A 16,035-nucleotide genomic window follows, 5' to 3' on the forward strand; every position below is an offset into this window, starting at 1 on the left:
ACCAGGCGGTTTTGCTGTCGATCTCTTCCAGCCGATCTTTGGCATTCAGGATCTTCCAGGCTCCTTCGGGATGGTGAAGAAGAATTGCGCCGATTTACTCAGCCTATCGTCTTTTCAATCTGCGAGACGGCCCAATCCACCTGCTCTTTGGTGATGACCAGCGGCGGAGCGAGACGAATCGTATGATCGTGGGTGTCCTTGGCGAGTAGGCCGCGCTCTTTCAGCGCATGGCAATATTGCCGTGCGCCGCCGGCTTCGGGTTCCAGCTCGATGGCGATCATCAGGCCGCGGCCGCGCACGTCCCTGACGATGTTCGAGCGGACCGACCTGAGGCCTTCGATGAAGTAGTCGCCCATGACAGCGGCGTTCTCGATCATGCCCTCTTCCGTCAGCACCTTGAGTGCGGTGCGCGCCACCGCGCAGGCGAGCGGATTACCGCCGAAGGTCGAACCGTGTTGGCCGGGTTTCAGCACGCCCAAGACTTCGGAATTCGAAAGCACGGCCGACACGGGATAAAAGCCGCCGGACAGCGCCTTGCCGATCAGCGTCACGTCGGCCTCGATGCCTTCGTGCTCCTCGGCCAGCAGTTTGCCGGTACGGCCGAGTCCGGTCTGGATCTCGTCGAGGATGAGGGTGACGTTATTTGCCGTGCAGAGCTCGCGGATGCGGGTGAAATAACCCGCCGGCGGAATGATGACGCCGGCTTCGCCCTGAATCGGCTCGATCAGGGCGGCCACCGTATTGGCATTGATTGCGGCGGCGAAAGCCTCGGTATCGCCGAAGGGAATGATGCGGAAACCTGACGTATAGGGGCCGAAGCCCGTGCGGGCCTCGGGATCTGTGGAGAAACTGATGATGCTCAGCGTCCGACCATGGAAATTATCGGCGCAGACGATGATCTCCGCCTTGCCTTCCGGCACGCCCTTGACCTCGTATCCCCATTTGCGCACCGCCTTGATGGCGGTCTCCACCGCTTCGGCGCCGGAATTCATCGGCAGAATCTTGTGCGATCCGGTGAGAGCCGCGAGTTCTTCGTAGAGATAGGCGAGCTGATCGTTGCGGAAGGCGCGGGAGGTGAGCGTCAGCCTGCCCGCCTGCTCGACCATGGCGGCGAGGATCTTCGGATGACAATGACCCTGGTTGACGGCGGAATAGGCCGAGAGGCAATCGAGATATCGGTTGCCGTCGGTATCCCAGACATAAACACCTTCGCCACGCGTCAGCACCACGTCCAGCGGCTTGTAGTTATGAGCGCCGAGCCGCTGTTCCGTGGCGATCAATTTTTCCGATGTGTTCATGGCCGTTCTCCCTCCAGAGCATGATGCCGAAAAGTGTAAGCGGTTTTCGGGCAACATCATGCTCTAACTATTTAATTTAGAACAGGATTCAGACTTTAGGCCGTCCTGGCCTAAAATCATCCTGTTTTATGCGGCGCGTGCCCTATGCGGCGCGTGTCGGACGATCGAAGATGCGGCGGCCAAACAGGCTTGCCGTCAGCTCGACCAGGATGCGGGCGCTCTTGCCGCGATCGTCGAGAAACGGATTGAGCTCGACGAGATCGAGCGACGAGACGAGGCCGCTGTCCGAAAGCATTTCCATCACCAGATGCGCCTCGCGAAAGGTCGCACCGCCAGGCACCGTCGTGCCGACGCCGGGAGCGATCTCGGGATCGAGGAAATCGAGGTCGAGGCTGACATGCAGCAGGCCGTTCGCCTTGATGACGACATCGAGGATTTCGCGCATGATGGCGCCGATGCCCTGCTCGTCGATCGCGCGCATGTCGAAGACATTGACGCCGTGTTCGTGGATTTCCTCGCGCTCGCGCGCATCGACCGAACGGATGCCGACCTGGAAGACGTTCTTTGGATCGACGAACGGACGGTCCTTCGGCAGGATCTCGGCGAACTCCGCCTCGCCGCAGAAGAAGGCGACGGGCATGCCGTGGATGTTGCCGGAAGGCGACGTCGCCGGAGAATTGAAATCGGCATGGGCATCAAGCCAGAGCACGAAGAGCGGGCGGCCTTTGCTGGCGGCATAGCGGGCCATGCCGGAGACGCTGCCCATGGAAAGGCTGTGATCGCCGCCGAGAATCAGCGGAAAACGGCCGGAGGCAGCCACGTCGTGGACGCTGCTTTCGAGGGCGCGTGTGAAGGCGCCGACAATCCTCAGATTGTGGGCCTTCGGGTGATTCGGCAGGTCCACCGCCGGCACGATCCTGAGATCGCCGATATCGGCGACGTCATGGCCAAGCTCGATCAGCGTCTGGTCGACGCCGGCAATGCGCAGGGCCGCAGGGCCCATGGCAGCCCCTCTGCGGCCGGAGCCTTCTTCCAGCGGCGCGCCGATGAGGGTGACAGATCGCGATTGGGCATCCATTTCGAGGGCTCCGTGGGTGTGGCTTGTTTCGACCGATATTGGGGTAAAGTGCTGGTAGCAAAAAGATGGAATAATGTCAGAAATGGACTATGATTGTGCAGATTGATAAATCTATTTTGACAAAGTGGTCAGCGTGGACGATCTCGACACCGAACTTCTCAGTGCACTTCGCCATAACGCCCGGATTTCCGTCTCCTCGCTTGCCGCGACGACCGGCGCATCGCGGGCGACGGTTGCCGCCCGTATCGACCGACTGGTCGCCAGCGGCACCATTGTCGGCTTCACCATTCGCACCGGTCACGAGACGCGGTCCGCCGGCGTGCGCGCCATCGTCATGATCGAGGTGCTCGGCAAGCTCGCCGATAGGGTGGCCGATCAGTTGAGGGGCCTGCCGCAGGTACGCGCGCTGCACAGCACCAACGGCAAATGGGATTTCGTCGCCGAGCTCGAGGATCGCGATCTTGCGGCCTTCGACGAGACGCTGCGCCGGATCCGGCTGATCAACGGCATCAATTCGACCGAGACCAACATCCTTCTCAAGACCAGCAAAACCGGTTTCTAAACCGGCTTAAAGCTTGTGCATGCTGTCCGCAATCTGCTGCACAGCTGCGGGCAAAATGCATCAGTATTCCCGTTCGTAGACAATGCCGGCCTCGCCCTCACCGTTGCCACCGGCCCCCCCGCGCAGCTTGACGCCGCGGCCGACATCGAGGTTGATCACCGCCTTGGCGCCGGCCGAACCGCCCTGCTGCAATTCGAAATAGGTGCGATCGTTGAGATAGCGGCCGACGCTGACGCTCGTCTGGCCCTTGGAATCGGTGCTGACGTCGAAATCGTCGACGCCGAGCTGGTTGCGCAAGCCTTCGAAAAGTGAGGTGGAGCGGTTGCCGGCCAGCTGACTGACGGCGTCGGCGAGCTGGGCGATCTGCACCGGCGAGAGCTTCGACATCGACTGGCCGAAGATCAGCTGTGCCAGCACCTCGTCCTGCGGCAGCTCCGGCGAGGAGGAAAAGGTGATTGCGGGATCGGTGGCAAGGCCCGCGACGTCGACGGTCAGGGTCGTCGTGCCGGAGGACGATGTCGCTTCCATATCGAGCGCCGGCGTCAAGTCGCCGGCAAAGGTGATCCTGCTCTTGTCAGAGAAGTCCAGGCGGCGGTTGAGAATAGTCAGGCGGCCGCGGCGCATGGTGAAACCGCCGGTCACGATGGGTGCAGCCGCCGTTCCGCGGATCGTCACCTGGCCGCCGAGTTCGGCATCGATGCCGCGGCCGCGCACGAAGATATGCGAAGGCGCGTCGATTTCGAGATCCAGCGTGATCACGGAAGATTTCTCGCCGGGTTTGCGCTCGCCGTCATCGCGCAACTGCGCAAGCACGGCGCGCGGCGCATTCTTGTGCCGGATGTCGATTTCTCGCAGCGAGGTCGGCAATTTTTCCGGGACCGTGATCGAGGTTTTGTCCAGCCGAACCTTGCCGCTCAGCGTCGCACTGGCGATCGGCCCGCGCAGGCCGAGCGTGCCATTGACCGTCGAGACGACAAGGGTCCCATCGACATAGACCGCCTTGTCGAGCTTGATCGAAATGTCGGCGGGAAAGCCGCCAGCCGGCTGGATGCCGATGGTGCCGCTTGCAGAAATCGTGCCGCCGCCGCCAAGGTTGCCGCTGAGACGCGATATCACGGCCTGGCTGCCATTGAAGGTCACGGTCGCTGCAAGATTGTTGACGGCTAGATTGCGCCGGACGTCGATGAGTTTGGCGCCATTGGTCGAGAACGTGCCGTTGATGACGGGCGCTGCGGCCGTTCCGCCAATCTGGAGATTGACAGTGGCGACGCCGTCCGCGACGAGGCCCTGCTGCGCAAGCGGGGCGCCGAGCACGGCAAAGGGAAGATTGCCTGTAAAGCGCATGTCGATGGCGCGATTGCCTGCGATCGCAACACTGCCGCCGCCCTTCAGCGACATGCCGGCGTCACCGGCAAGGCTGGTGTCGACGGTCAGCCTGTTTCCGGCAAGTTTGCCTGACGCACCGATGGTGAACGGCGAAAGGCCGGCACCTTTTGTCTGGCTCGTCGCCGCGTTCTTCCAGTCGACCTTGAAGTCGACGGAGGGCGCCGACAGCGCGCCGGTGGCCTTTGCTGTCGCCGTGACTGCGCCCTCGGCTGCAAGGCCGGGAACAAAGCCGTTAGCGATGCCGGCCGGAACATTGGTGGCGTTCGCCGTGACGTCGATCGAGCGGATCGAGGTGCCTGCGATCGAAAGATTGCCGGCTGCTTTCAGCGTAATGCCGCCGCCGCCAGTCAGGTTCGCGTCGAAATCCAGCCTGTCACCGGCATATTTTCCCGTTGCCGCCAGCGCGAGGCGGGACAGGCCGGCAGCTTTGGTGTGGCTGGTGGCGGCGTCCTTCCAGTCCAGCTTGAAATCGACGATCGGTTTTGCCGGAGTCCCTGACGTTACGGCACTTGCTGAAAGCGTGCCTTCGGCACCGAGGCCGGGAACGAAGGCATTTGCGATATTTGCCGGCAGCGCCGGGATATCGGCATTGATCGAAAGGTCCCGGATGGCCGTTCCCGCGATCGTGACGCCGCCCTTCGCCTTGGCCAGCACGCCGTCCTTGCCGGCGAGATTAGCGTCGAAATCGACCCGGTCATTGGCGAACTTGCCGGATGCCGCAGCACTCAGGCCCGAAAGGCCGCTGCTTTTGGTCTGGGCGGTGGCGGCGTTCTTCCAATCGAGCTTGAAATCGACGGCCGGCTTCGGCAGCGCGCCGGAAGCGGATGCCGTTCCCGAGACGGTGCCTTCGGCGGCAAGACCCGGGACGAAGCCGTTGGCGAGGCCTGCCGGAAGGTTGGCGAGATCGGCCTTGACGTCGAGGGTTTTAACCGAGGTGCCTGATATCGCGACGTTGCCCATGGCCTTCAGCGAGAGGCCGTCCTGACCGCCGAGATTGGCCTCGAAATCGAGCCGGTTGTCGGCGAAGCGTCCCGATGCGGCAAGTGCTAAGCCCGAGAGATGAGCGCTTCGGGTCTGGCTGGTCGCAGCATCCGTCCAGTCGAGCTTGAAGTCGGCATTGGGTGCGGCCGGTGTCCCAGCGGCGGACAGGGTGCCGGATATCGTGCCGCCGGCCGCCAGATCGGGAACGAAGGCGTTTGCGAGGCTGGCGGGAAGCTTGGCGATCTCGGCATCGACCTTGATGCTGTCGATCGTCCTCCCGGCCAATGCGACATTGCCCATGGCCTTTAGTGAAAGGTCTTTATCGCCGCTGACTGCGGCGTTGAAATCAAGCTTGTTTTCGGCAAATTTTCCCGATGCGGTCACGCCGAGTGCTGCAAGGCCGGCACGTCTCGTGTGGCTCGTCACCGCGTCTTTCCAATTGAGATCGAAATCGGCAGCCGGAGCGGAAAGAGAGCCGCTGGCAGAGACCGTTCCTGAGATCGCGCCTTCGGCGGCGAGATCGGGAACGAAGCTGTTTGCAATGTTTGCCGGGATATTTGCCAGCGCCGCATCGACCTTGACGTTACCGATTGTCGTGCCGGTGATGGCGACATTGCCGTTTGCCTTCAGAGAGAGGCTGTTGGCGCCGACGATCCCCGTGTCGAAATCGAGCTTGTTTTCGGCAAATTTTCCCGATGCGGTCACGCCAAGCGCTGCAAGGCCGGCACGTTTGGTGTGGCTCGTTGCAGCGTCTCTCCAATTGAGATCGAATTCGGCATTCGGGGCGCTGAGCGACCCGCTGGCCGAGATATTTCCGGAGATCGCGCCTTCGGCGGCGAGATCGGCGACGAAGCTGTTTGCGATCTTTGCCGGAACATTGGCCAGCGCGGCGTCGACCGTGACGTTGCCGATCGTCGTGCCCGTGATGGCGATATTGCCGTTTGCCTTTAAGGAGAGGCTGTTGGCGCCGCCGATCGTCGTGTTGAAATCGAGCTTGCTGTCGGTGAATTTTCCGGATGCCTTGACGGCGAGGTCGGCAAGGCCCGCACGCCTCGTCTGGCTCGTCGCAGCATTTTTCCAATCGAGATCGAAATTGGCGGTGGGAGCAGCCAGCGAACCGGAGGCGGCCAGTTTTCCTGTAATCGTGCCTTCGGCGGCGAAATTGGGCACGAAACCATTGGCAATGCGGGCAGGCAGGTTGAGGATATCGGCGTTGACGTCAAGCACCGGCGCCTTCGGATCGGCGAGGGCGACATTGCCGGCGGCCTTCAGCGAGAGGCCGTCATCACTGCTGACGGTCGTGTCGAAATCGAGCTTGTGGTCGGCGAATTTGCCGCCGGCGGTGATGCCGAGCGGTGCCAGGCCCGCCCCCTTGGTCTGGCCGGTCGTCGCATCCTTCCAGTCGAGCTTGAAGTCGGCGACCGGTGCTGCCGGCGTTCCGGTCACGGCGATGGTTCCGGAGATCGTGCCGCCGGCTGAAAGGTTGGGCACGAAACCGTTGGCGAGCGCTGCCGGCAGCTCGTGGATATCGGCATCAAGCTTCAGCGTTTCACCGGCAGAACCGGTGACAGTCACCGAACCGGCGCCGGTCTTCAGCGTCAGTCCGTTCAGACTGGCGGCACCGCCACCGATGGCGACCTGCGTCGGTGCGGCAAGCTCGATCGGGATATTGCGGGGGCTTGCCGAGAAACGATCGAGGTTCAGGTGCATCGTGCCGGCCGCCGCCTCGATATTGCCGGCCGCCAGCACGGGATTGCCGTCATAGGCAGCATCGAGATCGAAGTCGGTATGGTTTTGCTGCTTGGTAAACCTAAGCGAAGGGCCGGCAAGCTTGTTCGTTCCGGCGCTCACCTCCTCGGCCTTGACCGTGCCGTTTGCGGCAAGGGCGCTGAGATCGCTGACCGTGACATCGATATCGGGCTTGACGATCGCAAGCATATCACGGCGGATCGAGCCGCCTGTTGCAAGCAGTTTGAGCGCGATCCTGCCGCTGTCGCTGCTGACGCCGAGCGAACCCTTGAGATCGCCTTCGGCCTTCTGTCCGGCGAGTGCGGCGAGCAGGCCGACATTGCGGAAATCGAAGGTCAGTGCGCCTGTTGGCTCCAGAGAGGGCGAGAGTTCCACATTGCCGGTCAGCCGGTTGCCGCCGATATCGGCGGTCAGCGCCGGAATGCGCATCTTGCCTGCCTGCGAACTGATGTCGCCGTTGATGCCGATCGGCTGGCCGTCGATCGTGCCGGTGGCGGCGATCCTGCCCTGCGGCGCCTTGGGATCGGCGAGACCCGACAGGTCGATATTGAGGTTGCCGAGCACGCGGTCGGCCATTTTTAGGCTGGCGGCCTTGAGATTGGCCGTCACCGAGATTGCCGGGAGCTCACCTCCCACTCTCAACGCATAACCCGCTCCACCGCTGGCGCCAGGGATGAGCTTGCCAATGTCAGGCAGCCGGCCGGAGAGATCGGCATTCAACATCCCGCCGTCGAGTGCGACGTTGCCGGCGGCTTCGAGCGTGCCGGACTTCAGGACGAGGTTGGACAGCGCGAATTTTGACGGGATGGTGCCGACCACCTGGCTTTCGAGCGAGATCGGTCCGTCGAACCTGCTTGTCGCCGCAGCCGGCAGGGCTGCCGGGTCGATGGTGAGTTTGAGGTTGCCGGTCAGCGCCTTGTCTGCCAGCCGATAGGAGCCGTTGAGGCCGCCGCTGATGTTGGCGCTTTCGACGGTGGTGCCGTTGAAGCCGATGCCACTGGGCGAGATCTGCAGCGGCGAGGCGATCGTGACCGGGCCCTGGACGGCGCGATTGAGGTTCGGGTCGGAGAAGGTCGCGTCGCCGGCAACGAGGCGCAGCTGGACGCTGCCGGAACGCGCGGCGAGATTGAAGGCGTCGCTCTTTGCGGTCAGCTTGATATTGCCGATATTGGCCTGCGGAAGGGTTGCGGTGTCGAGCGAGCCGCTGACGTTCAGCCGGGCGGCCTGCGCATCGCCTGTCAGTGCCAAGTTGAGGCCTGATATAAGAAAGCGCGCTTCGCCTTCGGCGAGCGGCCAGCGGAAATCGACAGGCCCCGACGTGCCGAGCAGATTGGCGTTCAGGCTGTTGTTGCCGGCCGGATCGAGGGTGCCCGAGGCGGCGATCACCACGCTGCCGGTGGCGATATTGCCGGTCTGGATATCGATCTTGCCGTGATTGTCGAAGGTGGTGGCAAGATCGATATTGGTCTGGCCGGCAAAAAGCGGCCGGAATGCCGATGGAAGCAGCGAGCTCAGGTCACCGCCGCCCTTGAGGTCGAGGTGGTGCAGCCCGTCTTCCGTAATCTGATGCCGGGCCTCGATTGCGGCGCGCTGCTGCCCGTCGAGGGCGGCCTGCACTTTGCCTTTCCAATCGGATATCGGCCCCTGGCCGTCGAGATCGATGTTGACCGCCGGGCTGTCCGGCAGGCCGAGAAAGTCCGCCAGCAGCCCGCCCTTCGGCTCGGACAGCTGCGCCTTCAACCGCAGCCGGTTTTCGGCCGGCGCAAAGGCGATGTCGGCGGCAAGCCGCGCATTCGGGACCGCGTGACGGCTGACATTGACGACGGCCTCGCCGCCATCGCCATTCGCCGAAAGGCTGCCCTCGGCGGCGAGCGCAAAGGCGCGGCCGGCAACGGGTGCGGCAAGTTTGATATCGGGCAGCGCGACACGGTCTATCTCCACCTTGATCGGAAGATTAAATCCGCCGGAATTTTCAGCTCCGGGCCGCGAGGGGAGGGTGCGCACCGGCTTGCGCAGCACGTTGATCGCTTCGATCTCGAAGCGTTTGGCATGGAAAGTTCCCGTCAGCAGCGCAAGCGGATTCCAGTCGATCGCAATGCCATGAATTTCCGCAAAGACGCCCCTGGTGTCGGAGATGGAGATCTCGGCGGCGCGAAGCCCGCCGGTCAAAAGGCCTTGCGGTTCGCGAACCTCGATCGTCATGTCGCGGTTGGAAAGCGTGGAGGCTATCTTTTCGGTGACGATGCGAGCGCCAAAACTGGTGAAGCCGAAGATCGCCAGTGCCACGACGGCGAGAATCAAGATCGCGCCGACGGCATAGCCGGTCAGCCGTACGATCCAGTTGACGATTTTTGCCAGCGTTTGCATCGGCGCGGACACTACCCCGTTTTCATGAAGGCTCACAGATCGGAAAACACGAGCGGCATCGGCAATCTAGAAGGATTGGCCGATGCCGGCGTAGATTCCGTAATCTGTGCCATCTTCGTACTTGTTCAGCGGCACGGCAAAATCAAGCCGCAGCGGGCCGAAAGGCGTTGCATATCGTATTCCGGCGCCGGCGCCGGCGCGAATGTCGGAAAATCCCGGAAAGGTGCTGTCCGATACGGTGCCGGCATCAATGAAGGGCACGATGCCGATCGTATCGGTGATCTTGATGCGGGCTTCCAGCGAACCGGTTACATAAGAGCGGCCGCCGGTGGCATCGCCATTGTCGTTATAGGGCGAGATTTCCTGATAGCTGTATCCGCGCACGGAACCGCCGCCGCCGGCAAAGAAGCGCTGTGTTGCGGGAATATCCCCAATGCTATCACCGCCGATCAGGATGCCGGCGGCAACCTTGCCGGCGAGCACCAGGCCGTCTTCCTGGCCGAACGGCAGATAGCCGGAAATCGAGCCCTCGAATGCCGCATAGGGCGTGGCGTTGAAGATTTCGTAGCCAGGCTTTGCCGAGAGCGTCGCGCGATAGCCCTCCGTTGGGTTGAACTTGTCGTCGCGTGCATCGCGATCATATTTGATCGGCAAGGTAAAGGTCAGATAGTCGTTCGTGCCGAAGGCGTCGTCGTCGCGCTCCCAGCTGACCTCGCCGCTCGCCGAGGCGGTGTCCCGGTCGGTCAGCTCGTACGACAGGCCGAGCGAGGCGGTGACCAGCGTCGCGTTGTAAGCATCCGGATTTTCGGTCTTGGCGACGATGCCGGCCTTCAGGGTGGCGGCGGGGAAGAAGGCGCCGGGTTTGGTGAAGAGGATGCCGGCGGAATAGTCGAGGCTGCCGACATCCGTCGTTTCGCCAAACCTGGAGACCGATCCCTCGATCCTCAGCGTTTCGGCTTCGCCGAACAGGTTGCGGTGGCCCCAATAGCCCTGAACACCGAAGCCGTCGGTGGTGGAATATTGCGCGCCGACGCCGAAGTAGCGCCTCTTGCCTTCGGAAACCTCGATCGTCATCGGCAGCGTGCCATCGGATGCCAGCGCATCGCCTTCGTGGATGGTGACGCTCGAAAAGACGCCGAGGGCGCGCAGCCGCTCGCCGGCTTTCTTCAGCGTTTCCGGGGAATAGGCCTCGCCCTTGTTCAGCCGGGAATAACGCTGGATGAAAGCCGGCTCGACGGTCTTTTCGCCGGTGACGCCGACATCGCCGATCGGGGCGACGGGACCGCCCTCGGCAGCAAGGACGATATCGACGGTATCGCTGTTGTGATCGGCGACGACCTTGCGTTCGGTCAACTTGGCGAAGGGCCGGCCTTCGCTCTTCAGTTGTTCGACGATCTTGTCGCCGGCCTTGATGATGGCGAGCGAGCCGGCCTCAGCGCCCGGAGCGAGATCGTAATCGGCGGGATTATGGTTTGCGGCATCGCCGCCGAACTGAACTTCCCTGACCTTGAAAACTGGGCCGGGAGCAATGTCGACGGTGACAGGGATCGGCCCTGACCGGTCGAATGTCGGATTGGGCGGCAGGTCGTCGATATTCTTGCCGTCGATGGTGATCGTCACCAGGCCGCCATAACGGGCCTTTTCATACAGAGTGGCGATCAGCCGCTCACGGTCGTCGCGCGCCTTGACGACGATGCCAAGATCGCCGGAAACCGGGAGCTTCTGGTCGCTGACCAGACGGGAACTGTTTTCCAACGCTTCTTTCAGCTCGGGATCGGCGGTATCGGCTTTGAGGTCGACCTGATAGCGCACCGGATCGGGCACCTGTTCGCCTTCGTCTTCTTCTTTGCCGAAAATGGTGATGCCGAAAAGCTTGAAGGCGTAAGCGTCGCCGATCAGGACCGGTGAGAACGCAGCTGCCGCTGCGACCACCATCATGGTGCCTGTTCGCCGATACGCAATACTTGTTTTCGGGCCTGTCCCTCTGATCCGCATCCGCCGCTTTTGGTTATGTCTACATTGAAGCTTCGTTGCCCAGCCATGAACAGCTTAGCGGCAAAATCGCGCGGGGTGTACCATTTTAAATTGCCAACGCACTAATTTAGCACAAAAAATCCCGGACGTGTGTCCGGGATTTCCTGGATTTACCAATTTCAGGGTGCTCTCAGCGCGGGCAACTATCGATATAGCGGCGACCGTAGCGGTCGCGATAGTAGCACTGGCCGGGCTGTTCGGCGACGCTGCCGATGAGGGCGCCGGACACGCCGCCGATCGCAGCGCCGACTGCTGCGCCACGAACATTGCCGGTGACTGCGCCGCCGATGACGGCGCCTGATGCAGCGCCGATGCCGGCGCCCTGCTGCGTCGGCGTGCAGCTTGCGATCGACAGGCCGACCAATGCGAGTATGACAGCTTTCTTCATCTTTTCTCTCCGAGGTTGTTGCCCAGCGGGCAAAGGCCGTCCCTTCTATTTTTTGTCAGGCTAGACCGAAAACTATGTCGGAAGAAAGGGTTGTCCACCGGTGTGCTGATTTTTTTGCGATCAGGCTGTTGTCGCCTTTTGCACAGTTCACAAACTCCGCTGCGTTCCGCCGGATCAATTTCATTGATCGCGGCGCGCATATTTTTTGTCTGGAATCATTCAAAAATCTGGGCCTTTTGCCGCAGTTGATGTTAAAGCAAAGGGTAAGCATTGACGCGCGAACGTCCAGTCATCAAGAACATCCGCGCGATACTGGAGCATATGATGGATTTCGAAGCGTTTTTCAAAAACGAGCTGGACGGGCTTCATAGCGAGGGCCGTTACCGCGTTTTTGCCGATCTCGAACGTCACCGCGGCAATTTTCCCCGCGCGACGCGTTACACCGCGGATGGCCAAAAGGAAGTCACGGTTTGGTGCTCCAACGACTATCTCGGCATGGGTCAGCATCCGAAGGTGATCGAGGCGATGAAGAACGCCATCGACCACTGTGGCGCGGGTGCGGGAGGCACCCGGAATATTTCTGGCACCAACCACCATCACGTCATGCTCGAACGTGAGCTTGCCGACCTGCACGGCAAGGAAGCAGCGCTGATCTTCACGTCCGGCTATGTGTCCAACTGGGCAGCGCTCGGCACGCTCGGCGCCAAGATCCCCGGCCTGATCATCTTCTCCGATGCGCTGAATCATGCCTCGATGATCGAGGGCATCCGCTATGCCAAGTGCGACAAGGTGATCTGGAAGCACAATGACGTGGCCGATCTCGAAGCCAAGCTCAAGGCCGCCGATCCGAAAGCGCCGAAGCTGATCGCCTTCGAGAGCGTCTATTCGATGGATGGCGATATCGCCCCGATCAAGGAAATCTGCGACCTTGCCGACAAATACGGGGCGATGACCTATCTCGACGAAGTGCATGGCGTCGGCATGTACGGCCCGCGCGGCGGCGGCATTGCCGAGCGCGAGGGGCTGATGGACCGGCTGACCGTGATCGAGGGCACGCTCGGCAAGGCGTTCGGGGTGATGGGCGGCTATATCGCCGCCTCGACGGCGCTTTGCGATTTCATCCGCTCGTTTGCCTCCGGCTTCATCTTCACCACGGCGTTGCCGCCGGCGCTCGCCGCCGGCGCCGTCGCCTCGATCCAGCACCTGAAGGTCAGCCAGTTCGAGCGCGCCCGCCATCAGGACCGTGTCCGCAACCTGAGGGCGCTGCTCGACCAGCGCGGCATTCCGCATATGCCCAATCCGAGCCATATCGTGCCGGTGCTGGTCGGCGATGCGGCGAAGTGCAAGTGGATCTCCGACCTGCTGCTCGACAATTGCGGCGTCTATGTCCAGCCGATCAATTATCCCACCGTGCCGAAGAAGACCGAACGGCTGCGCATCACGCCGACGCCGCTGCATTCCGACGCCGATATCGCCCATCTGGTCGAGGCGCTGCATTCGCTCTGGTCGCGCTGCGCATTGGCTAGGCACGTCGCCTGACTTTTTCGATGATCATGCAGTTCGAACCGTAATTCAGGGCATCCGCCAGCGATCGATTTTGCTCCCGCAAGACGCCGCAACGGGCGCCTATGACCGCCCAATCTCATCCGCTCTGCGCTTGGTCTCAACGCCGATAACACGTCGCAATCGGCCTGACCGATACGCTTGGATCTTTCCCTGTGCTTGCGTCCTCCCGGCAAGATGTGGCATGAGAAAACCTTTTCTCACTTGACATGAAGATTGGTAAAAGCTTTTCTCAGATTACTTCAGAAGGAGGACGTTCTGAACATATCGGGAGGAAAAAGAGGTAGGATCACCATCCATGAGGTGGCGGCGGCTGCCGCGGTGAGCATCTCGACGGCGTCGAAAGCTCTCAACGATACCGGCCGGATGGGGTCGGAAACCCGCGAACGGGTGAAACGGATCGCCGCCGAAATCGGATATCGGCCGAATGCGCTGGCGAGAGGCCTTCTCAGCAAGCGCAGCTTCACCATCGGGCTGCTGACGAACGACACCTATGGCCGGTTCACGCTGCCGGTCATGGCGGGTATCTCCGACGCTCTCGTCGATCACGGCGTTTCGGTCTTCCTGTGCGCCATCGAAGACGATCCGGCGCTCGCCCAGATTCATGTCGACGCGATGCTGGACAAACAGGTCGACGGCATCATCGCGACGGGCAAGCGCCTGGACAGACGTCTGCCTGTCGACCTGTCGAATCTACATGTGCCTGTCGTCTATGCGTTCACGGAGGGGACGCAGAACAGCGTGACCTTCCGTTCGGACGACGAACAGGGCGCGAGGCTTGCCGTCGAGTGGCTCGTGAACATTGGGCGGCGGCGGATTGCCCATATCACCGGGCCGGAAGACTTCTTCTCGGTGCGGGAGCGTGCCGGCGCCTATCACGAGGTGGCCGGTCACCGCGAACCGGTGCTCTACGGCGTCTGGTCGGAAAGCTGGGGCCATGAGGCGGTCGAACAGCTTTGGAAGAGACCCGGAGAAAAACCGGATGCGCTCTTCTGCGGCAATGACCAGATCGCCCGCGGTGCTGTGGATGCGTTGCGCGAGCGCGGCGTCAAGGTGCCGCAGGACGTCTCGGTCATCGGCTTCGACAATTGGGAGATTGTCGCGGCTCAGACGCGGCCGCCGCTGACGACGGTGGACATGGAACTGAAGGAACTCGGCCGGCAAGCCGGATTGACAGTGCTTGCGCTTGCGGAAGGACGGCCTGTCGAGCCGGGAGTGAGGAAATTGCCGTGCCGGCTGATCGTCCGGCAATCATGCGGGGGGTAAAGCCCCCGGGGATGAGAACAAGAGAATGAGCAAAGGCGCGAGGAGATGCGCCATATCGGGAGGAGTGTCATGATCAAGCGTCTATTGGCGGCGACCAGTATCGCTACCTTATGTCTGGTGTCGGCCGCGTCGGCTGCCGAAAATGTCGAAATGTGGGTTCGCTCGGGGATCGGCGACGCCTTCAAGAAGGTCGTCGAAGCCTATAATTCCGGTCACGAGAACAAGGTCGTGATGACTGAGGTGCCGTTCTCCGAGCTCGTGCAGAAATATGCGACGGCGATCGCCGGCGGACAGGCGCCGGACGCGCTGTCGATGGATCTCATCTATAACCCGGCCTTTGCCGCGGCCGGCCAGCTGGAAGACCTGACCGACTGGGCAAAATCTTTGCCCTATTTCAACTCGCTTTCGCCATCACATGTTCGCCTCGGCACCTATCAGGACCGGATCTACGGCCTGCCGCTGTCGGTTGAAACTTCCGTCTTTGCCTGGAACAAGGATCTCTACAAGAAGGCCGGTCTCGACCCGGAAAAGGCACCGGCGAATTGGGACGAAATTACCGCCAATGCCGAGAAAATCCGGGCGCTCGGTGACGATACCTACGGCTTCTATTTCTCCGGCGGCGGCTGCGGCGGCTGCATGATCTTCACATTCACGCCGCTGGTCTGGGGCGCCGGTGCCGATATCCTATCGGCCGACAGCAAGACGGCAACACTCGATACGCCGCAGATGCGCAAGGCCGTCGATATCTACCGCAACATGGTCAAGAAGGATCTGGTGCCTGCGGGAGCCGCCAGCGACAACGGCGCCAACTTCCTGACCTTCACCAACGGCAAGATCGGCCAGCAAAGCCTTGGCGCCTTTGCCATCGGCACGCTGGTAACCGAGCATCCCGATATCAACTTCGGCGTGACCCTCATTCCCGGCGTCGACGGCAAGCCCTCGTCCTTCGCCGGTGGCGACAACTTCGTCATCACCAAGGGCACGAAGAAGATCGACGCGGTGAAGGAGTTCCTCGAATATGTGTATTCGATGGACGGCCAGAAGATCATGGCGAAGTATGGCAGCCTGCCGACGCGGGGCGATATCGCCGACAAGGTGCTTGAGGGCCTCGATCCGCGCATGCAGGTTGGCCTGAAGGCGATCGGTGTGGCCAAGACCCCCTATACGCTGCAGTTCAACGACTTGATCAACAGCGCCAACGGGCCTTGGGCAAGCTTTACCAACGCCGCGATCTTCGGCGACGATGTCGACGGCGCGTTTTCGAGTGCGCAATCGGAAATGCAATCGATCATCGATAGCGGCCAGTAAACTCCCCCCGGCCGCGGCCGGGGAGCGGTGGCAGCTTCCCGGCCAATCCCACTCG

The 16,035-nt window shown here is 61.8% G+C and carries 9 protein-coding genes; 4 read left to right on the plus strand and 5 right to left on the minus strand.

The annotated features are described in order from the left end of the window. Positions 1-98: 98 nt before the first annotated feature. Positions 99-1,298 carry an ornithine--oxo-acid transaminase gene (gene rocD / locus HFO99_RS01495; RefSeq protein WP_222358713.1) on the minus strand — a complete coding sequence of 400 codons (1,200 nt, stop codon included), beginning with the start codon at positions 1,296-1,298 and terminating at the stop codon, positions 99-101. 142 nt (positions 1,299-1,440) lie between these two features. Next, positions 1,441-2,376 (minus strand): arginase, encoded by a 936-nt coding sequence (rocF, locus tag HFO99_RS01500; RefSeq protein ID WP_222358716.1) that lies wholly within the window; start codon positions 2,374-2,376, stop codon positions 1,441-1,443. A gap of 124 nt (positions 2,377-2,500) precedes the next feature. Here rocF and HFO99_RS01505 point away from each other — a divergent pair, with 124 nt between their 5' ends. After that, positions 2,501-2,938, plus strand: coding sequence for an Lrp/AsnC family transcriptional regulator (locus HFO99_RS01505; RefSeq protein ID WP_017966296.1), 438 nt, complete (start codon positions 2,501-2,503; stop codon positions 2,936-2,938). A gap of 60 nt (positions 2,939-2,998) precedes the next feature. Here HFO99_RS01505 and HFO99_RS01510 read toward each other — a convergent pair whose 3' ends face one another. The 3 genes from HFO99_RS01510 to HFO99_RS01520 form a co-directional block, all read right to left on the minus strand. Next, entirely contained in the window at positions 2,999-9,421 is a 6,423-nt protein-coding gene (locus HFO99_RS01510; RefSeq protein WP_222359230.1) for a translocation/assembly module TamB domain-containing protein, read from the minus strand. A 66-nt stretch (positions 9,422-9,487) separates the two neighbouring features. Then, complete coding sequence (locus HFO99_RS01515; protein ID WP_222358719.1) at positions 9,488-11,416, minus strand: autotransporter assembly complex protein TamA; 1,929 nt, start codon at positions 11,414-11,416, stop codon at positions 9,488-9,490. A 169-nt stretch (positions 11,417-11,585) separates the two neighbouring features. Continuing rightward, positions 11,586-11,843 (minus strand): YMGG-like glycine zipper-containing protein, encoded by a 258-nt coding sequence (locus HFO99_RS01520; protein WP_017966299.1) that lies wholly within the window; start codon positions 11,841-11,843, stop codon positions 11,586-11,588. Positions 11,844-12,167: 324 nt separating this feature from the next. Here HFO99_RS01520 and hemA point away from each other — a divergent pair, with 324 nt between their 5' ends. From hemA to HFO99_RS01535, 3 genes are all read left to right on the plus strand, one after another. Continuing rightward, positions 12,168-13,382, plus strand: coding sequence for a 5-aminolevulinate synthase (gene hemA / locus HFO99_RS01525; protein ID WP_222359232.1), 1,215 nt, complete (start codon positions 12,168-12,170; stop codon positions 13,380-13,382). 327 nt (positions 13,383-13,709) lie between these two features. Beyond that, positions 13,710-14,672, plus strand: a complete 963-nt coding sequence (locus HFO99_RS01530; RefSeq protein WP_222359234.1) for a LacI family DNA-binding transcriptional regulator — start codon at positions 13,710-13,712, stop codon at positions 14,670-14,672. Between the two features lie 69 nt (positions 14,673-14,741). Further along, positions 14,742-15,980, plus strand: a complete 1,239-nt coding sequence (locus HFO99_RS01535) for an ABC transporter substrate-binding protein (RefSeq protein WP_222358722.1) — start codon at positions 14,742-14,744, stop codon at positions 15,978-15,980. Positions 15,981-16,035 lie beyond the last annotated feature (55 nt).

It is taken from the genome of Rhizobium leguminosarum, assembly GCF_019798305.1.
Taxonomy (GTDB): Bacteria; Pseudomonadota; Alphaproteobacteria; order Rhizobiales; family Rhizobiaceae; genus Rhizobium; species Rhizobium leguminosarum_U.

Coding starts and splice junctions, on each gene's coding strand:
- rocD (WP_222358713.1), bottom strand. CDS start 1,298: ATGAACACATCGGAAAAATTGATCGCCACGGAACAGCGGCTCGGCGCT.
- rocF (WP_222358716.1), bottom strand. CDS start 2,376: ATGGATGCCCAATCGCGATCTGTCACCCTCATCGGCGCGCCGCTGGAA.
- HFO99_RS01510 (WP_222359230.1), bottom strand. CDS start 9,421: ATGCAAACGCTGGCAAAAATCGTCAACTGGATCGTACGGCTGACCGGC.
- HFO99_RS01515 (WP_222358719.1), bottom strand. CDS start 11,416: ATGCGGATCAGAGGGACAGGCCCGAAAACAAGTATTGCGTATCGGCGA.
- HFO99_RS01520 (WP_017966299.1), bottom strand. CDS start 11,843: ATGAAGAAAGCTGTCATACTCGCATTGGTCGGCCTGTCGATCGCAAGC.
- hemA (WP_222359232.1), top strand. CDS start 12,168: ATGGATTTCGAAGCGTTTTTCAAAAACGAGCTGGACGGGCTTCATAGC.
- HFO99_RS01535 (WP_222358722.1), top strand. CDS start 14,742: ATGATCAAGCGTCTATTGGCGGCGACCAGTATCGCTACCTTATGTCTG.